Annotated in this window: 22 protein-coding genes; 11 read left to right on the top strand and 11 right to left on the bottom strand. The window is 69.1% G+C overall.

The window, feature by feature from the left end; all coding sequences use genetic code 11:
• Positions 1-338: DUF6748 domain-containing protein (locus HNV26_RS18195; RefSeq protein WP_171452841.1), on the top strand; the 338-nt coding region annotated here is incomplete at its 5' end.
• 21 nt (positions 339-359) lie between these two features.
• Here HNV26_RS18195 and HNV26_RS18200 read toward each other — a convergent pair.
• The 3 genes from HNV26_RS18200 to HNV26_RS18210 all read right to left on the bottom strand — a co-directional run bounded on the left by HNV26_RS18200 (position 360) and on the right by HNV26_RS18210 (position 2,241).
• Positions 360-884 carry a peptidase gene (locus tag HNV26_RS18200; RefSeq protein WP_253816741.1) on the bottom strand — a complete coding sequence of 175 codons (525 nt, stop codon included), beginning with the start codon at positions 882-884 and terminating at the stop codon, positions 360-362.
• 83 nt (positions 885-967) lie between these two features.
• Positions 968-1,759: an ActD-like protein gene (locus tag HNV26_RS18205; RefSeq protein ID WP_171440460.1), complete on the bottom strand. Its 792-nt coding sequence runs from the start codon at positions 1,757-1,759 to the stop codon at positions 968-970.
• On the bottom strand, positions 1,756-2,241 hold the full coding sequence (locus HNV26_RS18210; protein WP_026113921.1) for an RNA polymerase sigma factor: 486 nt from the start codon (positions 2,239-2,241) through the stop codon (positions 1,756-1,758). The genes HNV26_RS18205 and HNV26_RS18210 overlap by 4 nt, the downstream gene beginning before the upstream one ends.
• A gap of 299 nt (positions 2,242-2,540) precedes the next feature.
• Here HNV26_RS18210 and HNV26_RS18215 point away from each other — a divergent pair, with 299 nt between their 5' ends.
• The 4 genes from HNV26_RS18215 to HNV26_RS18230 are packed head-to-tail and all read left to right on the top strand — an operon-like array spanning position 2,541 to position 7,482.
• Positions 2,541-3,203, top strand: a complete 663-nt coding sequence (locus tag HNV26_RS18215) for a cobalamin B12-binding domain-containing protein (protein WP_171440459.1) — start codon at positions 2,541-2,543, stop codon at positions 3,201-3,203.
• A gap of 7 nt (positions 3,204-3,210) precedes the next feature.
• Entirely contained in the window at positions 3,211-3,915 is a 705-nt protein-coding gene (locus HNV26_RS18220) for a hypothetical protein (protein WP_171440458.1), read from the top strand.
• A complete protein-coding gene (locus HNV26_RS18225; RefSeq protein ID WP_171440457.1) occupies positions 3,912-5,963 on the top strand; it encodes a hybrid sensor histidine kinase/response regulator in 2,052 nt (683 codons plus the stop codon). The genes HNV26_RS18220 and HNV26_RS18225 overlap by 4 nt, the downstream gene beginning before the upstream one ends.
• Entirely contained in the window at positions 5,956-7,482 is a 1,527-nt protein-coding gene (locus HNV26_RS18230; protein ID WP_171440456.1) for a response regulator, read from the top strand. The genes HNV26_RS18225 and HNV26_RS18230 overlap by 8 nt, the downstream gene beginning before the upstream one ends.
• Before the next feature lie 20 nt (positions 7,483-7,502).
• Here HNV26_RS18230 and HNV26_RS18235 read toward each other — a convergent pair whose 3' ends face one another.
• Positions 7,503-7,871 carry a helix-turn-helix transcriptional regulator gene (locus HNV26_RS18235; protein WP_171440455.1) on the bottom strand — a complete coding sequence of 123 codons (369 nt, stop codon included), beginning with the start codon at positions 7,869-7,871 and terminating at the stop codon, positions 7,503-7,505.
• Positions 7,872-8,355: 484 nt separating this feature from the next.
• Here HNV26_RS18235 and HNV26_RS18240 point away from each other — a divergent pair, with 484 nt between their 5' ends.
• From HNV26_RS18240 to HNV26_RS18255, 4 genes are all read left to right on the top strand, one after another.
• Complete coding sequence (locus HNV26_RS18240; protein WP_216612471.1) at positions 8,356-9,987, top strand: methyl-accepting chemotaxis protein; 1,632 nt, start codon at positions 8,356-8,358, stop codon at positions 9,985-9,987.
• 37 nt (positions 9,988-10,024) lie between these two features.
• Positions 10,025-10,663 (top strand): hypothetical protein, encoded by a 639-nt coding sequence (locus tag HNV26_RS18245; RefSeq protein ID WP_171440453.1) that lies wholly within the window; start codon positions 10,025-10,027, stop codon positions 10,661-10,663.
• Positions 10,660-11,073, top strand: coding sequence for a hypothetical protein (locus HNV26_RS18250; RefSeq protein ID WP_253816743.1), 414 nt, complete (start codon positions 10,660-10,662; stop codon positions 11,071-11,073). Before HNV26_RS18245 ends, HNV26_RS18250 begins: the two co-directional genes overlap by 4 nt.
• 137 nt (positions 11,074-11,210) lie before the next feature.
• The gene (locus tag HNV26_RS18255) at positions 11,211-11,537 is read left to right on the top strand and encodes a hypothetical protein (RefSeq protein ID WP_253816744.1); all 327 of its coding nucleotides are present in this window, start codon (positions 11,211-11,213) and stop codon (positions 11,535-11,537) included.
• A 126-nt stretch (positions 11,538-11,663) separates the two neighbouring features.
• Here the strand turns inward: HNV26_RS18255 and HNV26_RS18260 are convergent, their stop codons facing one another.
• Positions 11,664-13,181 (bottom strand): acyl-CoA synthetase, encoded by a 1,518-nt coding sequence (locus HNV26_RS18260; protein WP_171440451.1) that lies wholly within the window; start codon positions 13,179-13,181, stop codon positions 11,664-11,666.
• A 317-nt stretch (positions 13,182-13,498) separates the two neighbouring features.
• Here HNV26_RS18260 and HNV26_RS18265 point away from each other — a divergent pair, with 317 nt between their 5' ends.
• A complete protein-coding gene (locus HNV26_RS18265) occupies positions 13,499-14,104 on the top strand; it encodes a hypothetical protein (protein ID WP_253816745.1) in 606 nt (201 codons plus the stop codon).
• Positions 14,105-14,113: 9 nt separating this feature from the next.
• On the opposite strand, the gene HNV26_RS18270 is transcribed toward HNV26_RS18265, so the two are convergent.
• On the bottom strand, positions 14,114-15,151 hold the full coding sequence (locus HNV26_RS18270; RefSeq protein WP_171440449.1) for a synaptic vesicle VAT-1 family membrane protein: 1,038 nt from the start codon (positions 15,149-15,151) through the stop codon (positions 14,114-14,116).
• A 155-nt stretch (positions 15,152-15,306) separates the two neighbouring features.
• Here HNV26_RS18270 and HNV26_RS18275 point away from each other — a divergent pair, with 155 nt between their 5' ends.
• On the top strand, positions 15,307-16,305 hold the full coding sequence (locus HNV26_RS18275; RefSeq protein WP_171440448.1) for a lipase family protein: 999 nt from the start codon (positions 15,307-15,309) through the stop codon (positions 16,303-16,305).
• A 62-nt stretch (positions 16,306-16,367) separates the two neighbouring features.
• On the opposite strand, the gene HNV26_RS18280 is transcribed toward HNV26_RS18275, so the two are convergent.
• The 5 genes from HNV26_RS18280 to HNV26_RS18300 form a co-directional block, all read right to left on the bottom strand.
• On the bottom strand, positions 16,368-17,534 hold the full coding sequence (locus tag HNV26_RS18280) for an alpha/beta fold hydrolase (protein ID WP_171440447.1): 1,167 nt from the start codon (positions 17,532-17,534) through the stop codon (positions 16,368-16,370).
• 2 nt (positions 17,535-17,536) lie between these two features.
• Positions 17,537-19,198 (bottom strand): hypothetical protein, encoded by a 1,662-nt coding sequence (locus HNV26_RS18285; protein ID WP_171440446.1) that lies wholly within the window; start codon positions 19,196-19,198, stop codon positions 17,537-17,539.
• A 211-nt stretch (positions 19,199-19,409) separates the two neighbouring features.
• Positions 19,410-20,048, bottom strand: a complete 639-nt coding sequence (locus HNV26_RS18290) for a hypothetical protein (protein WP_216612472.1) — start codon at positions 20,046-20,048, stop codon at positions 19,410-19,412.
• Positions 20,049-20,150: 102 nt separating this feature from the next.
• Positions 20,151-21,728: an acyl-CoA synthetase gene (locus HNV26_RS18295; protein WP_253816746.1), complete on the bottom strand. Its 1,578-nt coding sequence runs from the start codon at positions 21,726-21,728 to the stop codon at positions 20,151-20,153.
• An 8-nt stretch (positions 21,729-21,736) separates the two neighbouring features.
• Positions 21,737-22,732 (bottom strand): 3-oxoacyl-ACP synthase III family protein, encoded by a 996-nt coding sequence (locus HNV26_RS18300; RefSeq protein ID WP_171440444.1) that lies wholly within the window; start codon positions 22,730-22,732, stop codon positions 21,737-21,739.
• Between the last annotated feature and the right edge of the window lie 2 nt (positions 22,733-22,734).

Consider the following 22,734-nt stretch of genomic DNA (forward strand, 5'->3'; position numbering starts at 1 on the left):
GAACGCCCACCATGACCCCACCGCCCAGCCATGACTCCCAGCCCAAGCCGGGTGAGAGCGCCGTCTACATCGTCAAGGACAGTGGCGTGCGCTGCTTCGCCCCGCCCTGCCCCACCTACAACGCCTTCCCCGTGGACAAGCCGGACGCGGAGCCCATCCCCGTGCACGAGCTGGAGCTGTCGGCGGTGACGAAGGGCTCGGACGAGCAGACGGAGGCGTTGATCCGAAAGACGCTGGACGGCACCGGGCTCAAGATTCAGGGCACCTTGGAGACGCGGCCCAACGCGGGCCCCGCGGGCGCGGCCACGGTCCTGCGCGCCAGCAAGGTCGAAAACTGAAGCCACCCTTCCGGGCGGGCCTCAGATGTGGAGGCCCACCTGGATGCCGGGCCAGTGCTGGAGGCGTTGATCCGGCTCCGGGTTGCTCTCCCGGAAGGACAGCCGGGTGATGGAGTCGAAGTCCGACTCGCCCCAGGAGAACCACGCGTTGTAGGTGGGCCCGGCGAACACGGCCATGCGGGGCATGAGCTGGAAGCCCAGCATCAAGCGGGCCTGCCCCAGCACATTGCCACCGTCCCCCTCCAGCGGGTTGCGCACCGGCTGGACGGCGCCGCCCGTCACGTCCAGGTCCACCCAGAGCCGCTGGGACAGCGTCATGTGCGCGCCCACGCCCGCCGCGAAGCTGAAGCGCGCGTCGCGGCCCGGCTCCAGGCCCGCCATCAGCGTGAAGTAGACGGCCCCGCCGCCCAGCTTCACCCCCATGTTGGCGACCTGGATGTCGCTCAACCAGAACTCCATGTGGGTGGAGCCCCGGCGCAGCCCTCGCGAGGAGGACTCGGAGACATCGTCCGCCGGCTGCAGGGCGAAGGCCCCCCGCTCACTCATCAGCGAAAGGCGGGGTGCGTACCGGGACTCAGCGGTGGCTGTCCCCGCCCACAGCCCGAATGCGAGGAGCGCAAAGGATTTCATCACTCATGCTTTTCCAGCGTGAGGGAGGCCTGCGTCAAGTTCCCGGGCAACGACAGCGGTGCCGAGGAGGCGTCGGGAGTTCCAGCCAGCGCCTCCGCGGCGGCCAGCACCACCGCCACGTCGAAGGGCGCATCGGACGAAACGAAGAAGAAGCGCTCGAACCCCGGGGCATCGTCCAGTTCGTAGGCGCGCGGCAACACCTGCGTCCCCGACGGCACCAGGGCCATGGACTGGGAGCCCTCGTCCGGCGCGTGGAGGGTGACGGCGCCGTTGCCATCCAGGGACACGATGACGCCATGCGAGCGGCCCGCGGCGATGTACGCCACCTGCACCACGTCACCCGCGGCGGCGGCGGCCCCGTCGGCCAGCCGCTCCGGACGGGCGGTGGACTGCCGGTGGATGACGAGCTGCGGCGCCAGCCCCTTGATGCGCGTGACCTCCCGGGTGTCCTCCGGGGCCACTCCGTGCCCGGTTTCCGAAGAAGGCAGGGCCACCACGACCAGCGCCACCGCGGCGAGCGCCGGTACCAGGCCCCACGCGGGCGACAGGCGGAAGGCCGGGCGGGGCGCGTCCCGCCGGGCCGCGCGCGCTTCCACTTCGCGGACCACCCGGGCGGGCGGCAGCGCCTCCAGCGTGGCGCGCGTGTCGGACTCCAGCGCCGCGAGCCGGGCCAGGCCGTCGGGCTCCTCGGCCAGCCGGGCGCGGGCGGCGGCCAGCTCCGCGGGCGGCAGCTCGCCCAGGGCGATTCGTTCCAGCAACCAATCCGGGGGGCGGTGGTGGGCGGATGTCATGCGGCCTCCAGCTCCAGCTCTTGCAGCACTGCCGTCAGCGCCCGCAGGCGCTTGCGCACGCCGGACACGGACAGCCCCACTTCGCGGGCCGTCTCCTCCAGCGTCATCCCATCCACCAGGTGCAGCACCGCGATGTCCTGACTGGACGCGGGCACCCGGCCGAAGAGGCGGTCCAACAGGCCGCGCGCGGCGGTGCGGGACTCGGTGTCGTCGGCGGAGGCAATCTGCAGCACCAGTTCGTCCTCCCGGTCCTCCGGGCGCCGCTTCGCGCCGCGCAGCCTGTTGAGACACACCGTGGTGGCAATCCGGTGCAACAGGCTGGACGGCGCAGCGTCCTTCAGCGCGCCCTGGTAGCGCAGCAACTGCACGAACACGTCGTGCATGGCGTCCACGGCCTTCTCCTCGTCACGCAAGAGGAAGCGGCAGCGCCGGAGCACCTGGGGGCCATAGCGCCGGTAGTAGGCCTCCACATCGATTGACACCGCTCGCTCGCCTCCCTCGGTTGCCGCGGACAGGGAAACACCGCGGCCCCGGAGAACTGTCACTCGGACTTTTCAGTCCCGTGTTTCCTGGGGACTCTTCGGGAATCGGCGCGGCGTCCTTGTACCCAGGTACAATGCCGCCCCACCGTTCCGGTAAAAGCTACAAGCAAGCAGGCGCGCGAGCGCGTGAAAGAAGGGCCGGTCACTGTCAGGTTGGCGATGAAATCGGGGCCAGTTCGCTGTAACTGAGAAACACAACCCCGCTACGTTGCCTCCTCGCCCTCCCCTCCACGGCGCCCGTGCTCACCTCCAATGACTCCGCCCTGACGGGCCTGCTGAACGCGTATCTCGCAGCGCAGCTCGCCGGGAACCGGCGTGAGGCGTTGCGGCTGCTCGTGGACGAGGGACTGCTCCGGGGCATCCCCCTCCAGACGTTGCACCTGGAGGTCATCCAGCCCGCCCAGTATGAAATCGGCCGGCTGTGGCAGGAGAACGTCATCTCCGTGGCGCAGGAGCACCTGGCGACCGCCGTCTCCCAGCTCGCGCTCGCGCACCTGTACCGGCACCTGCCCAGAGACCCATTCAACGGCAAGGTCGTCCTCGTCTCCTGCGTCCAGGGCGAGCTGCATGAAGTGGGCGCGCGCATGTCCAGCGACTTCCTGGAGATGGCCGGCTTCGACGTGCGCTTCCTGGGCGCCAACGTTCCACCGGAGCACCTGGCCCGCATGACGAACGAGCTTCGTCCGGACCTGGTCGCCCTCTCCGTGACGATGACGTACCACCTGCCCGCGCTCCGCGAAGCCGTGGCGCACGTGCGCAAGACACTCCCGGATGTCCCCATCGCCGTGGGCGGCCTGGCCTTCAACTGGGCCCCCGGACTGGAGGAGGAGCTGGGCGTGAACTTCTTCGGCAAGGACGCGCGGCAGTTCGTCGCGTCCGCCTGCCGGGTCCTGGGAGTCTGAAAGCACCATGGAGAGCGTGAGCAAGAGCGTGGAAGCACGGGCGGACCGGCTGGCCACCGCCTCTCAGGAGGCGCTCTATCAGGACCCCTTCTGGGCCGCCCGTTACGGGCTGGAGCGCGCGCAGCGCTTCGGTGACGAGGACGCGCGCTTCCACGTCCGCTACCTGGTGCAGGCCCTGGACGAGCACCTCCCCTCCGTCCTGGAGGGCTACGCCCGCTGGCTGCGCACCCTGCTGGTGTCGCGCGGCATGTGCTCGCGCCATCTGGACCGGCACTTCGCCGGGCTGGCCGCCGCGCTGGAAGCGGAAGGCTGGGGCCCCGGGAGCGAACCCCACGACTACGTGGGCGCCGCGCGACAGGCCCTTCGCTACCCGGAGGGCCCTGCCCGCCTGCTGGAAGAGGAGGCGCCCGAGCTCGCGCGCGCCGCCACGGCGCGCCTCACGCTGTACATCATCCCCGAGGACCAGCCCCGCCTGGAGGAAGAGCTCCAGTTGCAGCTGTCCTACGTGGCCGACGCGCTCGCCGCCGGGAAGCCCGACCTGCTGGGCGACCATGTGCGCTGGTACGCCGGCTTCTGGCCGCGGCGCGGATTTGGCCTCCTGGCATTTCCCAGCGTGCTGGGCATGTTGAAGTCCGTGCTGGGCTCACGTCACCCCGAAGCACGGACACTCCTCGCCGAAGCGGGGGTGTCCTGGGAGGAGACTCGTTCATGAGGCTTCCCGCCTCCGCCGAGCCGCCGTTCTTCGACGACCTCAGCCGCGAGGTCGCCCTGGCCTGCGACGCGGGCGGCACCCTCACCTGGGTGGACGCCCGCGCCCGGAACGCCCTCGCCGCCGAACCCGGACAGCCGCTGCGGGGGCTGGCGGCCCAGGGTACCGAAGAGAAGGTGGACCGGCTGCTGCTCCAGGCGCGCCAAGAGAAGGTGGAGGGCTGGGAGCTCATCCTCTGCCGGGACCAGGTGCCCACGACCTTCGCCTTCCGCGCACGGCCCCATGACGGAGGCGTGCTGCTGGTGGGCAGCCTGGTGCCGGAGGACTACGGCAGCGCGCTCGAGCGGGTGAGCACCACCCTGAGCGAGCTGTCCGCGCTCCACCGCGAGACGGAGCGCCAGCAGCGCGAGCTCAAGCGCCGCGCGGACGAACTGGCCCGCCTCAACAACGAGCTGGAAGAGTCCAACCGCGGCGTGCGCAGCCTCCACGCCGCGCTGGATGAGAAGGCCGAAAGCCTCCAGCTGGCCGCGGAAATCAAGGGCCGCGTGGTGGCCAACGTCAGCCACGAGTTCCGCACCCCGCTGCACTCCATCCTCGGCCTGTCGAAGGTGCTGCTCAACCCCATCAACGGCCCCCTGAGCGCCGAGCAGGAGAAGCAGGTCCAGTTCATCCGCAACTCCGCGGAGGCCCTCTTCGAGCTGGTGAATGACCTGCTGGACCTCTCCAAGATGGAGGCCGGCAAGGCGGCGCTGCGCCACAGCCGCTTCGTGGTGCACGACGCGCTCAGCGCGCTGCGCGGCATGATGAAACCGCTCTTGCCGCCGGGCGTGCCCGTGGAGCTGCGGTTGGTGGAGCCAGACGCGCCGCTGGAGCTGGAGACGGACGAGTCCCGGCTGAGCCAGGTGCTGCGCAACCTGGTGTCCAACGCGCTGAAGTTCACCGAGTCCGGCCACGTCACGGTGTCAGCGGCGCCCGGCCCCCGGGACACGGTGGTCTTCACCGTGCAGGACACGGGCATTGGCATCGCGCCGGAGCACCACGAGCGCATCTTCGAGGAGTTCTCGCAGGTGGAGAGCCACCTGCAACGCAAGGCGAAGGGCACCGGCCTGGGCCTGCCGCTGGCGCGCCGGCTGACGGAGCTCCTGGGCGGCACGCTCACCGTGAAGAGCGCGCTGGGACAGGGCGCCACGTTCACCGTCACCCTCCCGCGCGTCCACCTGGAGGTCACGGAGATGACCGGCCTGACGGAGCGCAGCGAGCACCTGGACCCCAGCCGGGCCCCGGTGCTGGTGCTGGAGGACGACCGGCAGACGCTCTTCCTCTACGAGAAGTACCTGGCGCGCTCCGGCTTCCAGGTGCTGCCGGTGCGCAGCACGGATGAGGCCCGGCGCGTGCTGGAGCGCGTGCGCCCCGCCGCCATGGTGCTGGACGTCATGCTGGAGGGCGAGACGAGCTGGGGCTTCCTGGCGGACATGAAGAACAACGAGGCCACCCGCGACATCCCCATCCTGGTGGTGACGGTGACGGACCGCGAGCAGAAGGCCCGCGCGCTGGGCGCCGACGAGTTCTGGCTCAAGCCGGTGGACGAGCTGCGGCTGCAACGCAAGCTGCAGGCCATGGCCCGCACCGGTCCGGTGGAGCGCATCCTCATCATCGACGACGATGATGTGCACCGCTACCTGCTCAAGCAGCTCCTCAAGGACATGCCCTACGTCCTGCTGGAGGCGGCTGGCGGCAAGGAAGGCGTCCAACTGGCGCGGGAGAAGTCCCCGCACCTCATCTTCCTGGACTTCGTGCTGCCGGACATCACCGCCTTCGACGTGCTGGACGAGCTGAAGGCGGACCCGCGCACGCGTGAGGTCCCCGTCATCCTCCACACCTCGCACGAGCTGAAGGAGGCCGAGCGCTCGCGGCTGGCGAAGGAGACGGCCGCCATCCTCGCCAAGCACACGCTGAGCCGCGAGGTGGCCATCACCCGCATCCGGGACGCACTGTCCAAGGCCGGCCTGGGCTCCCAAGCGCTGCCGCAGGAGGCAAGCCGCCGTGGTTGAGCCCCGTCTGGCCACCGTCCTCAACGTCAACGACGACGACGCCAACCGCTACCTCGTCAACCGGCTGCTGTCGCTGGCGGGCTACAACGTGCTGGAGGCGGCCACCGGCATGGGCGCGTTGCTGATGGCGCAGCAACACCGCCCGGACGTCGTCATCCTCGACGTGAAGCTTCCGGACATCAGCGGCTACGAGGTCTGCGAGCGGCTGCGCGCCAATCCCCAGACCGCGGCCATGGCGGTGCTGCACACCTCCGCCACCTTCGTCACCTCCGACAAGAAGGTGCGCGGCCTGGACGGCGGCGCGGACGCCTACCTCACCCAGCCCTTCGAGGGCGCGGAGCTCATCGCCACGGTGAAGTCGCTGTTGCGCCTGCGCCACGCGGAGCAGGTGGCGCGCAACCGCGCCAACGAGTTGGCGGAGATGGACCGCCGCAAGGACGAGTTCCTGGCCATGCTGGGGCACGAGCTGCGCAACCCGCTGGCCGCCATCATGACAGCCATTGGCATCCTGGAGCGCAGGCCTACCAGCGATGACAAGGAAGCCCGGATGCGCGGCATCATCCAGCGCCAGACGAACCACCTGGCGCGGCTGGTGGATGACCTGCTCGACGTCAGCCGCATCACCCGCGACAAGGTGGAGCTGCGCCCCGGCAGCGTGGACCTGGTGCCCGTGCTGCGGCAGGTGATTCAAGTCGTGCAGCCCATGGCGGATTCGCGTGGGTTGGGCCTGGACGCCTCGCTGCCTTCCGGCCCGCTCTGGCTGCAGGCGGATGCCACGCGGTTGGAGCAGGTCTTCACCAACCTGCTCGACAACGCCATCAAGTACACCGACGCGGGGGGCGTCCACCTGCATGTGGGACTGGAGGGCGTGGGCGGCTCGGCCCATGCGGTGGTGCGGGTGCAGGACTCTGGCATCGGCATCCCGCCGGAGGTGCTGCCGCACATCTTCGAGCTGTTCGCGCAAGCGGACACCTCGCTGGAGCGCTCGCGCGGCGGCCTGGGTATTGGCCTGACGCTGGTGCGCAAGCTGATCCAGCTCCACGGCGGCGAGGTGACGGCGCGAAGCAACGGCCCCGGCCACGGCAGCGAGTTCGTGGTGAAGCTGCCCCTGGACCCCACGATGGGCGAGTCCGCGCCCGCGCGCGACGCGGTGGCCCTCCGCCGCGGCCGGCGCGTCCTGGTGGTGGAGGACAACTCGGATGCGCGTCAGGCCATGCGCGACCTGCTGGAGCTGTGGGGCCACCAGGTGGCGGTGGCGCCGGACGGCATCCAGGGCGTGGCGCTCGCGGTGGCGCAGTCGCCCGAGCTGGCGCTGGTGGACATCGGCCTGCCAGGGTTGGACGGCTACCGGGTGGCGCAGACGCTGCGCGCCCAGGTGGGCAATGACATCCGGCTGGTGGCCATGACGGGCTACGGCAGCCCCGAGGGACGGGACCAGGCACTGCGCGCCGGGTTCGACCGGCATCTGATCAAGCCCGTGAAGCCTGACGAGCTGAACCGAATCCTCTCTGAGCTGTGAGGGATTGAAGCGGCGCAGGCTCAGCGGCGGTTCAGCGCGTTGGCCACCAGCCCCAACAGCTTCACCTTCGCGGGCTCCAGCGGACGCACGGTGCGCAGCAGGCGCCGAACCTCGGGGCGCTCCTGCGGCGAGGCGGGCGGCTCACCGGGGCGCGCGCCCCCGTTGACGGCGTTCGCGGAGAGCCCCAGGAGCTCATCCGCTGAGACGTGGAGCTCGTGGCACAGCTTCAGCAGCGTCTGCACGCTGGGCAGCATCCCGCCGCGCTCCAAGCGCCCGTAGACCTCGGTGGCCACATCGATACGCTCAGCCACGTCCGCCTGGGTGAGCTCCAGGCGGGTGCGAGCAACGCGCGCGGCAGCTCCGATTGTGGTTGCGAGTTTCTTGTCCATGCCTTACCGACCCGGAACGTTTGGCCGCTGGCATAGGACGTATGGGGGCAGACAGACAGAACTTGCCGGGTCAGTCTCCAATTGTTCACCCATAGGGTTGCTGTGCACGCGGTGGACTTCGCGAGTCCATCCACGACGCGCCGCCGATGCCTTTTCTCGACGGGAAACGTCGAATGAGAGGCCTCCGCGTGCCTTCCGCTCCCTCGCCGTCACCTGGGTGACGGGGAGACCTGATACGTTGTGCGGCGACTTTCCTACGGTTCCGTCGAGTCCTGCACGCTGTCCCGCCCTCTAGGGTTGGTTCATGTTTTCAACGTGCGCAGAAGCGGTTCACCACGCTTCATATCTATCTGGAAATACAGGACTTGAAGAATCGGAGGAGACCTCACCGGGTGTGCGAACCCTCGACAGGACTGATACCGGGGGTATTTCCAGACTCAGGTGAACGAGCGCGGTGACGATGCGGCGGATACGCTGCGAGCCGATGGCGGTCGGCCGGAATTTATTGGTGAAGCTGTGCGTGGCGATGGGCGTGGTGGCGCTGCCGCTGCTCGTCGTCATCCTGGGGTTCGTCTTGCCGCAGCTGCGGGAGCAGCTTCGCGCGGACCGCATCGTGGGACTGAAGCAGGCGGTGGAGACGGCCTACGGCGTGCTGGAGGTCTACGAGGCCCGTGAGCGGTCGGGCGCGCTGACGCGACAGGAGGCCCAGGCGCAGGCCGCGGCGCTGCTGGAGCAGCTGCGCTACTCGCAGGTGGAGTACTTCTGGGTCAACGACCTGGACACGCGGCTCGTCATGCATCCGCACCTGCCGGACATGCTGGGCAAGGACCTGAAGGGCTACCGCGACGTGCGCGGCAAGCCGGTGTTCGTGGACATCGTCACGCTGGCGCGGGCCCAGGGCCAGGGCGCGGTGTCCTACGAAGCCACGCGGCCGGGCTCGCCGGAGGCCATTCCGAAGGAGAGCTACGTGAAGCTCTTCGCGCCCTGGGGCTGGGTGCTGGGCACGGGCGTGTACGTGGAGGACATCGAGCGCGAGGTGGCGGCGGTGCGCCAGCGCATCCTCCTGGCGGTGGGCGGCGCGCTGGCGCTCGCGCTGATGGCCGGCGCATCTCTGTCGCGCCGGGTGGTGCGGCCGGTGCGGGAGCTGGCGCAGGCGGCGCACCGGGTGGCGCGTGGTGATTTGGAGACCCGGGTGGAGGTGCGCTCCTCGGACGAGGTGGGCCAGCTGGCTGCGGCCTTCAACACCATGGTGACGGGACTGCGCGAGGTGGTGGCGGCGCTGGTGGATGCGGCGGGCGCCACGGCGGCGGACGCGGAGCGCATCCGAGCCTCCGCGGAGGCGTTGTCCGTGACGACGCGGGAACAGTCGGACTCGCTCCAGCGCGCGGCGCAGACGGTGCAGGGCATGAGCGCGCGGGTGTCGCAGGGAGCGGAGGCGGCGCGCACCGCGGCGAAGACGGCGGCGGACAACGGGCAGGTGGCGCGCGAGGGTGGCGCGGCGGTGGGCCAGGCGCTGCGGAAGATGGCGGAAATCGTAGAGGTGGTGGAGGGCTCCGCGCGGACGGTGGAGCGGTTGCAGGCCTCTGGCCGGGTGACGGCGGAGATGTTGCGGCTCATCCAGCAGGTGGCGGAGGAGACGCAGTTGTTGGCGGTGAACACCGCGATTGAAGCGGCGCGCGCGGGCCAGCACGGCAAGGGCTTCGCGGTGGTGGCCGGCGAGGTGCGCAAGCTGGCGAACCGGACGCGGGATGCCGCCGGACAGGTGCAGACGCTGCTGAGCCGGAGCGAGGCGGACACGCGGGCGGCGGCGGACCTGATGCGCCAGGGCACCACGGCGGCGCAAGAAGGGCTGGGCTTGTCCACGACGGCAGGAGACGCGCTGTCGCGGTTGCTCGCCGGCGTGAATGAGATTGGCGGCAAGGTGGAGCGGATGGCGGACGAGAACACGCGCCAGTCAGAGTCGGGGGAGCGCATCGCCGGGAGCATCCAGGCGCTCTCGGTGCGCTCGACGGAGTCGGTGACTGGCGTGCAGCAGATTGCCCGCTCCGTGGAAGACCTGCGGGCACGGGCGTCCAAGCTGAAGGACCTGGCTGGACGCTTCACGGCGCGGGGGTGAATTGGCCGCGGCACACATGGCTGCTAGCCTCCCTTGAATGCGCCACAGTCGGTGCTTGCTCCTCGCCAGCCTCTGGTTCGCCGCGTGCGCTGGCACCCCATGGATGCCCCGTGAAGCCGAGCACTATGGCTTCGCGAACGCCACAAGCCGGCGTGTCTGGGTCCGGGGGCCATGGGAGGCGATTTCCCCTTCCGATGACATCGACGTGGTCATCGATCAGCTCTGCCCCGCCATCATGCGGCTACCAGGCGCGACGGACCGCGACCATGGCCAGGAGTACTGCGGGGCGCTCTATTCCCTGGGCGATGGCGTCTACCACGCGAGCTTCCCGTCCCCACTGGGCACGAAACGTCCTGTGGGCCCCAGCAGGCGAAAGACCTGCTATGCCCCCATGAGCGTCCAGGACGCACGCGGCCGGGCATCGGTCATCGCCGACTATCACAGCCACCCCTGGTCGCCGTCCCCCATGTCGGAAGAGGACCGCAGAGCGAACACCCAACGGTACTTCATCCGCATCCAATTCGACGCCCGGTGCATCATCCACAAACTCGTTCCCCATGCGCATGAGGCCCGGCCTGGCGAACTGTACGTCCGGGAGGCCCGGCAATGGAGACTCGTTGGACGCATCCTTCCCGAAGACAAGGCCACCGGCCGCATCACCACGGTGACGGAATGAAGTTCAAGGTCCTCTCATTCTGCATGTTGCTGTCGGGATGTATCCCCCGCTCCGCGACGCTTCCACGCGCCGCACCGGAAGAAGCTGCGTGGTTCAAGTTCCCGGATGCGCTTCCTGCTGACGGCCGACACGAAATTCCTTCGGCAACGGCGGCCGCCATCCAGTTGGCGATGGATGATTTCCGTCCCAGGCACCTTCGCATTCCGGGCAACGCTTCCCCCCTGGAGGTCTGCCTGAACCAGCGACAGACCTATGACGTGAGGACCGCCCCCATGCCAGAAGGCATCCTCCTCGTTCGATTCTCCGTCAGTTCAGGTGCCTGCATGCAAGACGGCCCCGTCACCGACATGGGTGCCACCTATGCGGTGGACACTCGCGCGTGGCGCATCCTGGCGGTGCAGCAGCCATGACGCGCTCTGGGCCGCTTTCTCTCCTCGTGCTCGGAGCCTTGTCCATGGGCTGCGCCACAACCGCGCCGCTCCTTCCCCGTGCGACACCCGAAGAAGCGGCGGGTTTCACCTTCCCACTCGAACTCCCATCGGAAGGGATGCTTCACCTGGAAGGGAACACCGCCGCGGCCATCCAACTCGCCATGGATGACTTCAGGCCACGCGGTGCAGCCATCCCCCCGGGTGTTCGCCCCGACGAGGCATGCCTCTACCTGCCACAGTCCTACGACGTGACTTCCGCACCGGGGCCGGAGGGCGTGGTCCTGGTTGAGTTCCAGCAGAACGACACCGCCTGCCCGCCATCCCCGGCGCTCTCCGTGGAGGCCATCTCCGGCAAGCCGCTTCGAGAGATCACAACCTACGCCGTGGATGTCCGGGCCATGCGAATCCTGGCGGTGGGCGTCCAGACTCGACGCAGGCCCTGACGCACCTCTTCCGTCGTCGGCCAGTTCGACAAAGAGGGCCTTCCGCGCGACCGGCACATGGACGGCCCGGCACGAACGGATGCGCAGCCGCCAGGGACACAAGCCTGGGGAGGACTTGTGGGCAACTCAGGGCGCGCCGTGCGCGGCACCGAGCGCGCGCCGGTCGACCTTGCCGGCGGAGGTCCTCGGCAGGGCATCCACGAAACGAATCGACTTCGGCGTCTTGTAGCGAGCGAGTCGCCCGTCGCAGAAGCGCAGCAGTGCCTCCGCCGAAGGCAAGGTGCCCGGCCGTGCGACGACGAGCGCGCGCGGCGTCTCCCCCCACTTGGGGTCCGCCACGCCGATGACGGCGACCTCGGCCACATCGGGATGCCCCGCGAGGACGCTCTCCACTTCCGACGGGTAGATGTTCTCACCGCCGGAGATGATGAGGTCCTTGCTGCGGCCCACGATGCGGAAGCATCCCTCCGCATCCCGCGTGGCCAGGTCGCCGGTGTGCAGCCAGCCGTCCGCGAAGGTGCGGGCGGTGTCCTCCGGACGGCGCCAGTAGCCCGCGCACAGGTGAGGGCCGCGCAAGAGCAGCTCACCCACGTCGCCCGGCCGCGTCTCACCGTCGATGCGAGCCTCGACGTGGAACAGGGGCACGCCCACCGCCCCCGGCTTGCGGCGCACGTCTTCCGGAGGAAGCCAGAAGTTGTTGGGGCCCGCTTCGGTGAGGCCATACCCCGTCTTGAAGTCCACGCCCCGAGCGAAGAAGCGCTCGAAGACGGGGGCTGGGCAGGGCGCGCCGCCGCTGATGACCAGCTTGAGGCGAGACAGGTCCACGGCATCGAAGCGCGGGTGGCGCTGCATCTCGATGAACATGGTGGGCACGCCGAAGAAGAGACTCACCACGCCCCGCTGCACGAGGTCGAACACGCCCTCCACGTCGAAGCTCCGGCACACCACCGATGCGCCGCCGACGTAGGCCAGCGGCGCGGTGAAGACGCTGAGTCCTCCTGCATGGAACAACGGCGCGTTGAGGAGCGCCACGTCATCGGCGGTCAGGCCCCAGCCCATCACCGTGTTCACCGCGTTGGCGGTGATGGAGCGGTGCGTGAGCACCGCGGCCTTCGGCAGACCGGTGCTTCCGCCCGTGTAGCAGAGCACCCATGGGGCATCCTCCTCCAGCTCCAGCGGAGGAAGGGCCACGTCCGTCTGCGTGTCGCGCTCGGAGAAGGCCCGCTCGCCCGGCCCTGGAGCCGCGAGACTGAGCCAGTGGCGCACGAAGGACGCGCCAGACCGCACGGCCTCCACCTGGGCTCGGAACTCCGGCCCGAAGACGAACACGGATGGCTCGGCATCCGCGAGCAGTCCCCCCAGCTCCGTGGCACTCAGCCGCCAGTTGAGAGGCTGAAGGACGGCGCCCAGCTTCGCGCACGCGAAGAAGAGGTCGAGGAACTCGACGCAGTTGTAGGCGAGCACCGCCACACGGTCCCCTCGCCCCACGCCCAGCGCATGGTGGAGGAAAGCGGCGGTACGCGAAGCCGAATCGTTCCATTCACGAAAGGAGATGCGTCGCTCGCCATGGTCGGCGTCGATGAGGGCGGTACGCTCAGGGGCCAGCGCGGCACGCCGGGCCAGCCAGTCATGGACGATGGGCATGGTATCCACGCTAGCTGAACCCGGCGGCATCGCGCCCGGCACATGAGAGGGAAGCGGGCAAGCACCCCACCCCACCGTCACCTCCCCACGAAGCGCTGCCATCCACGCTGCTGTGCGGAGATGCCCGCGCGGAGACAGACATCCCCGCGGCAGTCTCAAGGCGATGGGTGAACCTTGAGAACGGCACCGTCGCCTCGGCCCGCTCCATAGAAGGCGGCTTTCGAGCAGACCGTCGCGCGTTTGATAGCCTGTCCCGGAACGGACGCCGCACGGCCTGAATGTGCATCATCCCGGGCACACAGGAAGTCGTCACGAACATGCTCGCACACCACCCCCCCCAGCTCGTTGCATTGAGCCCTGCGCCGTCGACGCTCGCCGAGGGCGCCACGCCACCGTGGCCGCCTCCACCGCTGCGCGTTCAGCCGAAGCCGCCCGCGCATTATCAAGGGACCACGAACACCCTCATCATCGGCATCGGCCTTCCGTTACTGGGCGCCTACGCCCTCTACGAAAACGAGCGCGCCGTGGCCATGGTGGGCTTCATCGGTGGACTGGTGGCGTGGCTCTTCGCCGCGCTCCGGTTCAGCCAGGAGAACAAAGCCCGCCAGCACAACCAGGCCGAACACGCTGAGCACGTGCGCCGCGCCATCCTGACGTGGGCGCGCATCACGGATTCGGCCATCGTGGAGCAGGTGCCGGATAGCGACGGCCGCATCACCCACTACCTGCTCGACCTCCACGTCACCCCGTGGCACCCGTCCCACCCAGCGCCGCGAAAGGTCCCCCTCCGGTTGAGAGTCCCGGTGGCGCACGGCCCCCATGTGGTGCCGGGCGCGTACCTCGGCGTGCTCTCCGACCCGGAGGCGGCATGGGTCGTCCCGCAGAGCCTCCTCACCCTGCAGGGCGCGCAGCTCCCCCTCTGAAGCACGCCCTCACGGCACCAACACCAGCTTCCCCACCGTGCCGCCGGACTCCAGGGCCCGGTGCGCATCCGCCACCGCGTCCAACGGAAACGACTTCACCGGTGGCGGCACCAGCGTCCCCTCCTCCAACCAGCCCAGCAGCCGCGCCATGGACGCCTCCAACACGGCGCGCTGCTCGAACAGGTACGACAGGTTGAACGCCAGCACGCTGGTGTTGTCGTTGGTGAGCGTCAGCGGATCGAACCGCGGCGTGCGCAGCCAGTCCCAGGCCAGCTTCGCGTAGTTCGGCCGCCCACCGGTGCGCGGCAACATGGAGTGGAAGCCGTAGATGACGAGCTTCCCCGGCGACGCCAGGTGCTTGTAGCTCTCGCGCAACGTGGACGGCCCGTTCGCATCCAGCACCACGTCATACCCACGGGGCGCCGCCTTCTTGGCCGCGCTCCACAAGTCCTCCCGGCTCTTGTCGATGACGACCTCCGCCCCCTGCGCGCGAGCCGTCTCCACCTTATGCGCCCCGCCCACCACGCCCACCATCCGGCACCCGGCGATGCGGCCCAACTGGAGCAGCGCCCCGCCCACGCCGCCCGCCGCGGAATGCACCAGCACGTTGGCGCCCGGCCGCGGGTGGGCCAGCTCAAAGAGCGCGTAGTACGCGGTGAGGAACACCGTGGGGAACCCCGCGGCCTGCTCCATGCTCAGCCGCGCGGGCAATGTGAACACCTGGTGACGGGGCACCGCGACGTGGGTGGAGTACCCACCAAAGCGCGTCACGCCGAACACTCGCGCGCCGGGGGCCAGGTCCTCCACCCCCTCGCCCACGGCCTCCACGCGGCCGGCGAACTCGAAGCCCGGGGTGATGGGCCACCCCACGTACTCCTTCGCGGAGGCGTACAGCCCCATGCGGATGACGCAGTCCGCATAGTTCACCCCGATGGCTTCGGTGGCCACCCGGACCTCTCCGATTCCAGGTGAAACCTGATTCACCTCTTCAAGGTGGAGCTGTTCGTACCCACCGGCTTTTCGGATGACGACCTTGCGTGCGCGCATACCCCGTTGAGTACCACGCGACGCAGCGCGACAACGTCAGTGCACGTCCAATCGACAGAAGACGCTCGCGTGAGATGTCTCTAGACTCTGTATCGCGCTCGAGGACAGGTCCTGTTCCGGACGCGTCTTCCAAAAACAAACAGAGGAGTCTGCCCATGCGACTGAGGCCTTCGCTGTATCTCGCGAGCACGCTGCTGCTTGGCATCACCACCGGCTGTGGCGAGGACTTCGCGCCGCACGAAGAGGAGCTTGGCGCGGTGGAAGCCGCGGCGGTCTCCACTGCCGGCGCCACCACGCACTTCCAGAACTGGCTCTCGTCCAACGGCTACAACAGCTACGACTTCGTTCGCGCGGACCTCACGGGCGGCAGCTACGGCGGCAAGGCCAGCGCCTCCGACACCGTGACGAAACAGCCCGTCATCTTCATCCACGGCAACTCGGACAAGGCGGTGGGCTCGGTCTTCGGCCAGACGGGCTGGACGAACTCCATCGAGTACTTCCACTCGCGGGGTTACAAGACGAGCGAGCTTTACGCGACGACGTGGGGCCCGGCCAACGCGCTCCAGTCGGCGAACCAGTACCACTCGAAGCAGAACGTGATGAAGGTGCGCAAGTTCATCGAGGCGGTGAAGGCGTACACCGGGGCCTCGAAGGTGGACATCATCGCCCACTCCATGGGCGTGACGCTGGCGCGCAAGGCCATCCTCGGCGGCACGGCCCACGACGCGGCGGACGGCGGCACATACAACGTGGGCGCGCCGCTCACGTCCTCGGTGGACACCTTCGTCGGCATCGCCGGCGCCAACCTGGGCCTGACGTCCTGTTACATGTCCGGCCCGTCGACGCCCACCTGCGGCTCCACCAACGGCCTGTACCCGGGCTACCTCTTCTGGGGCAGCGTCACCGGCCGCTCGGCGTACCTCAATGACTTGCGCTCGACGAGCGGTTACGAGGGCGCCTTCCGCTACACCATCTACTCCACGGCGGATGAAATCATCGGCTACGACGGCATCGTCTACGGTGAGTACACGTCGCGCATCCCCGGGCAGACGGGTGAGAAGCGCTACACCGGCTACCCCTACGGCCACTTCAACTCGAAGGACCTGACGGCCGAGGTTCAGTACGGCATGGTGGTCAACCACACCATCCCGTAGTCATCCGCACCCGGCACCTCCACCCTCGCGAAAGGGTGGAGGTGGACCGGCTCGCCACCCCACTACGGCTCGGGCAGCACGCCCGGCGTCGGCTCGCCTTCCTGGTCCGGCGTGAGCGGCTCGGACACCGGCGCGGGCGGAGACTCCAGCCGCGGCGCCTCCTCCTTCGCGGGAGCGGACGGCACCTCGATGCGCCCCGCCGCCGCGTCGCGGACGAAGGCGAAGGCCGCCTCGTTGAAGCGCTCCGCACAGTCGAGCTGCACGGTGTGCCCACAGCCCTCCAGCGCCACCAGCTTCGCGCCGGGGATGTGGGACGCGCCGTACTCCATGATGCCGCGCGTCTCGCCGCCGTGGAGGAAGGGGCTGGGGATGAGCCGGTCATCCGTGCCGTAGATGATGACTGTGGGCACGGTGACGCGGTGCAGGTTGTCGCGCACGAAGTCGTTGTGGGACAGGCCTCGCACCGTGCGCACGTTGGCGTAGGCGTAGGCGTCGAACTCGGGCGACTTCGCCAGCCGCACGCGCTCTTCAATCAGCCACTCCAGCTCCGGCCGCCAGTGCATGAAGTTGGCCTGGCGCACGCTGCCCCAGATGCTGGCCTCCGGCGCGGACTTGATGAACTCGGAGCTCATCGCCCGCGCGAACCACTCCTTCTCCCGCCAGCTGAACTTCTCGAAGCCGGCGGGCGACGCCAGCACCAGCCCGCTCAGCGACTCCGGGTAGCGGATGGCGAAGGAGAGCGACGTCTGCCCGCCCATGGAGTGACCGGCGAGCACGGGCGTGTCCAGGCCCAGGCCGTCCACCAGCTCCAGCACCGCGTCCGCCATGGCCTCCATGGTGTACGGGAACGTGCCGGGCTTGTCGGACTTGCCGTAGCCGGGCAGGTCCACGGCGATGACGCGGTAGCCCTGCTGCTGGAAGGCGTCCAGCTGCGCCCGCCAGAACTTCAGGTACGAACCCAGGCCGTGGATGAAGACGACGGCCTTCGCGTCCGGGCCACTGCCGGGCATGTCCACGTAGGCCATCTGGGGCACCACGGCCATGCCGTACTGCTTCGCGGTGCGCGGAAGCGGAATCCGTTTCACCGGCCAGGGCTGCTTCGAGCCCTCAGAGGTGTAGTCCAAATCCTGGAAGGAGAGCGCGGGCTGGCGCGCGTACGAGCGCACGCAACCGGCGGAGGAGAGCCCCGCCGCGAGGAGCAGGGCCGTGAATGCGCGGGAGGTGCTCATGGTCAGAACGCGTACCAGGTGAAGGTGGTGAAGACGGAGAAGGGGTTGGTCCGGATGGTGGGCGAGCCGTCGTAGAAGCTGCCCCGGAACAGGTAGCCCGCGTGCAGGCCGGCCGTCATGAGGTAGCGGATGTGGTAGCGCAGCTCCGCGTTGACCTCGGTGCCGATGTACCGGCCGCGCTCGACCTCGGGCGTCCACCGCACGGGCGTCGCGTCGGAGGTGGCGGTGCCCACGCCCAACTTGAGGTTCAGCTTGTTGGGCACCATGTCCCACGCCGCGGTGGCGATGGCGGCGCGCATGCCGTAGCCCTGGTTGGAGATGTCCGTCACCGCGCCCGTGTAGTTGTTCACCGTGCTGGTGAACGGGAACAGGATGAGCATCTTGTGGTTGAACCACACCGCGCCCGGCAGGCCGTACTGGTTGAGCGTGAAGGCACCGGTGTAACGGCTGTCGGCGAGGTCGTCGTCACCGGTGGTGTACATGCCCTCCAGCGTGAGCATGTCCGCGGGCCCGCGGCCCCACTGGTACATCAGCTCCAGGTTGGCGGAGAGGCCGGAGATGTTGAGCTCGGCCAGGGCGGAGCGCTCCGGGTCGTCGCTGACGTACTTGCCGCCGTTGTACATGACGAAGCCGGACGCGCCGAACCGGCCCGTGCGGAAGTCGATGTTGTGGTTGAAGTTGGCGCCCGCCCAGAAGACGTTGCCCGTGGGCCGCGCGATGTCGAAGCGCGCCGTGCCCGTGAAGGTGTTGAGGCCCGTGGAGGACGGACCGCTCTTCACCAGGCCCTCGAAGGCGTAGGCGTCACCCTTCGTCTGGTCGTTGAGGAACCACAGCGACAGGCCCACGTTGGTGTTGGGCCGCACCGGGTAGACGTAGTCACCGGTGATGAGCCAGATGTACTTCAGGCGCGGGTCGTTGCGCGTGCCCTTGTCCGCCTGCGCGGTGCCCAGCGGCATCAGGCTCAGCTTGGCCAGGCCCTTGTAGCCACTGAAGAGGGAGATGCCCGTGGCGTCGCTGCCCAGGAAGCTCATCTTGTAGCCGGTGCGGGTGATGTCCGACAGCGGCGTGCGCGTGGGGTCATAGACGTTGTCGTAGACGGGCTGCGTGCCCACCAGCAACGTCAGCTCACGCGGCTTGCGCGTGGGATACAGCGCGACGTTGACGTTCTTCGTCTGGATGTTGACCTGGTCGGCGTTGAAACCGCCGCCCTCGTTCTGCTGGAGCGCGTTGGCAGACCGGCCCCACATGTAGTCGATTTCGAACTGGGCCCGGAAGGAGGCCAGCCCGTCCACGAAGTGGGGGCTGTACTCCATGACGGGAATCCACCGCTGCTCGATGAAGTACGCGGACAGGCCGGGCTCGGCGCGCACCGCGCTCCCCGCGGGCATGCCAATGGGGCCCAGCGACACGCCGCGAAGGCCGGCCGGGTCGCCCACCTGGTTCTGCACCGAGACGCGCGTGAAGAAGTAGTTGATGAGGCTGAACTGACTCGGCTTCGCGTCCTCGTCGCGGTTCGCCTCGTCGTTCCACTCACCGTAGTAAAGGCCGGGAACCGGCGTGCTCTGCGCCGCCGCCGGGAGCGACACACCCGCCAGCGCCAACGCCAGGGCTCCCGCGGACCGCCGCGCCGCCCTGCGTGCCTCGGACAACCACCACCGTGCCATAAACACCTCGGCCCCACGCCAGGGGGCGCTCCCAGCCTTCCGGCCGGACTGCGAACGTCTGCGTGCTCATTGCGTCCAGGGCCCGCGGACCGCCCTCCTCGCGAGGCCGTGCTCCACCCTGCCTCGCCCGCGCCACACGGCCACCGCCGGGCACGGACCCCAAGCGGAAGGGAGGAGGAGCACGCCTCCCTTCCGGCGGGCTTCACACGGGCTAGCTGCCGCTGATGACGTAGCTCTGCACCGCGTTGCCGCCGAATGGACGGCTCTCGCCCCCGACGACCTGGTTCACCGTGGCCGAGCCCACGCCGCCCGCCGCGCAGTTGGCGCCGGTGGCGCCTCCCTCGAAGAAGAGCTCCAGGTCCAGCCGCCGCTGGTCCGCGGAGAACGAGCCACGGCCCACCTGGCGGAAGCCCGGGAAGGTGAAGGCGACGTCGAAGCACTCGCCGTCCGCCGACACGTTCTCGATGCTCACGACGGTGGAGGTGAAGGTCAGCGCGTTCTGCGGGAGCTCCGGGTTGCAGGTGCCGGACTGGCCCGCCTGCGGCGCGCCCTCGATGGTGCCCGGGATGCTGTCCACCCGGAAGTTGCCGCCCTGCACCGACATGGTGACGCGCTGGTAGCACTGCGAGCTGGCGCCGAAGTTGATGTCCTCGCTGAAGCCGTTCGGATGGGTCGGGATGTCGTCCCCCGTCATCGTCAGCGTCTTTCCTTCCAGGAACGTCAGGATGCCCTGCGGCGTGCTCAGGTCGGGGGTGTTGCCGGGGCCGTTGTCCACCGGGTCGCTCTCACCACAGCCCACCAGGGACAGCGCGGACGTCATCACCGCGGACAGCAGCAGCTTCTTCTTCATGGGTTGCTCCTCTTCCTCCGGCGGGCATCGCCGGGCTGACGCGACAGTCGACAGGCAGCGAGCCACCGTTGGCGTGGCCCGTCCTTCAAGGTGCGTTCACGCTCAATGACGCGAGCTGTCCCGGTCCGCGGCCACGGCCGCGTCGCGAAGCTCACGCTTGAGGATCTTTCCGGCCGCGGAGATGGGCAGGCGCTCCATCAGCTCCACGCGCTTGGGCACCTTGAAACGCGCCACGCGTCCCCGCAGGTGCTCCAACAGCGCCTCCGCCGAAACCTTCCCATCCGGCTTCAACACCACGAAGGCGCGGCCAACCTCGCCCCACTTCTCGTCGGGCACGCCCACCACGGCGCACTGCGCCACCGCGGGGTGCTCGTACAGCGCGGACTCCAGCTCCAGCGGGTAGATGTTCTCTCCGCCGGAGATGAACATGTCCTTCTTGCGCCCGGCGATGGTGAAGAAGCCGTCCGCGTCTACGCGCGCCAGGTCGCCGGTGTGCAGCCACCCGTCGGCGTCAATCGCCTCGCGCGTGGCGGCCTCGTCCTCGAAGTAGCCGGAGCACATGGAGGGGCCCTTGAGGAGCAGCTCACCCACCTCGCCCGTGGGGACCTCCCGGCCGTCGTCATCCACCAGCTTCGCGGCGATGAAGTAGTTGGGCCGGCCAATGGAGCCCGCCTTCGACACCGCGTGCTCCGGCCCCATGCTGAAGAGGCCCGGGCCGAACTCCGTCATGCCGAAGCCCTGCTTGAAGGGCACCGGGTGCACCGCCTGCCACGCCTGGATGAGCGGCACCGGCAGCGCCGCGCCGCCGCTGGTCATGAAGCGCACGGAGGAGAAGTCCGTCGTCTTGAAGCGCGGCGACTCCAGGAGCTGCTGGTACTGCGTGGGCACCGCGAAGAAGAGCGTCACCTTCTCCCGGGGGATGAGGTCCAGCAGCGCCTCCGGCTCCCACCGGCGCATGAGGACGACGGTGCCGCCCACGGTGAGCAGCGGCAGCGTGTACACGAGCAACCCGCCCGTGTGGAACATGGGCGTGTGCGTCACCGTGACGTCGCCGGGCCGCACCTCGTGGACCAACGTGTTGAGGGTGTTCCACGCCACCATGCGGTAGCTGACGCGCGCGCCCTTCGAGCGCCCCGTCGTCCCGCCGGTGAAGATGAGGCAGAGGATGTCCTCCTCGGACACCGCGTCCTGCGTCACCGGCGAGCCCGGCACGTGGGCCAGCGTCGCCGCGTAGGCGTCCGCGCGCGGCAGGCCTTGCGACTCCAGGGACACCAGCCGGGGGCCACCGCCCAGGCGCTCGCGGACGTCCGCCACGGTGTCGCGGAAGTCGTCGCCGAAGAGGAGCACGCCGGGACGGATGGAGCGCACCAGGTCCGCCAGCTCGGCGGCGTGCAGGCGCCAGTTGAAGGGGACGAAGACGGCGCCAATCTTCGCGCAGGCGAACAGCGCGTCCAGGTACTCCACGCCGTTGTGGGCCACGATGCCCACCCGGTCGCCCTTCTTCACGCCGGCCACGTCACGCAGCCAGCCGCCCAGCGCGGTGGCGCGCGTGTTCATCGCGCGGTAGGTGAAGCGGCCCGCGTCACCCCGGGACGGGTCCACCACCGCGACACTGTCGGGCCAGTAGAGGGCACCACGGCCCATCCAGTCACCGATGAACATGCGCGCGCCCTCCGTCATGGCGTGACTCAGGCCGTCCAGCGGTAGAGGGCGGAGGCCATGGCGAGCCCGCCGCCGCTGGCGCACAGGGCCACCAGGTCGCCGCGCCGCACCTTGCCCTGCACCACCGCGTCATCCAGCGTCATCGGGATGCAGGCCGAACCGGTGTAGCCCCACTTGTCCATGGTGTAGTGGGCCTTCTCCATCGGCTGGCCCAGGATCTTCATGGTGGCTTCGATGGTGCGCAGGTTGAGCTGCGTGAAGACGAACTGCTTCACGTCGTCCAGCTTCAGGCTCTGCCGCTTGAGGAGCTGGTCCAGCAGCATGGGCCAGCGCTCGGTGTTGAACGTCGCCGGGAACTTGCGGACGAACTGCACCGCGGGCTTGCCGCCCGTGAGCTCCAGCGACTCCGCGGTGGCCGGGCGGTTGGTGCCGCCGGTGTAGACCCCCAGCGCGTCGTGGTACTCGCCGTTGGCCAGCAGCTTCGCGCCCATGAAGCCGGGCGTGTCACCCGCGCCCAGCACCACCGCGCCCGCGCCGTCCGCGAACAGGGTGGCGGTCTTCTTGTCCTTCCAGTTGATGTAGCGGGACATGCCGTAGGCGCCCACGACGAGGATGCGCTGGTAGCTGTCATCCGCGGCAATCGTCTTGGAGCCCACGTCCAGCGCCGTCACCCAGCCCGCGCACGCGCAGTTGAGGTCGTAGGTGCCGGCGTTCACCGCGCCCAGCTTCGCCTGCACCACGGAGGCCGTGGCGGGGCTGAGGTAGTCCGGGGTGTCGGTGGCGATGATGATGAGGTCCAGCTCCTCCGGCTTCGTGCCCGCGCGCTCCAGCGCCTGGCGGGCGGCGCCCACGCAGAGGTCGGAGGTGGCCTGGTCATCCGCCATCATGTGGCGTTCGCGAATGCCCACGTTCTGCTGGAGCCACTCATCCACCTTCTCACCGAGAATCTTCTCGACGTCAGCGTTGGTGAGGACCTTCTCGGGGACGTAGCGGCCAGTGGAGAGAATCTGGGCGTATCGCATGG

Source organism: Myxococcus xanthus, assembly GCF_013116825.1.
Classification (GTDB): Bacteria; Myxococcota; Myxococcia; order Myxococcales; family Myxococcaceae; genus Myxococcus; species Myxococcus xanthus_B.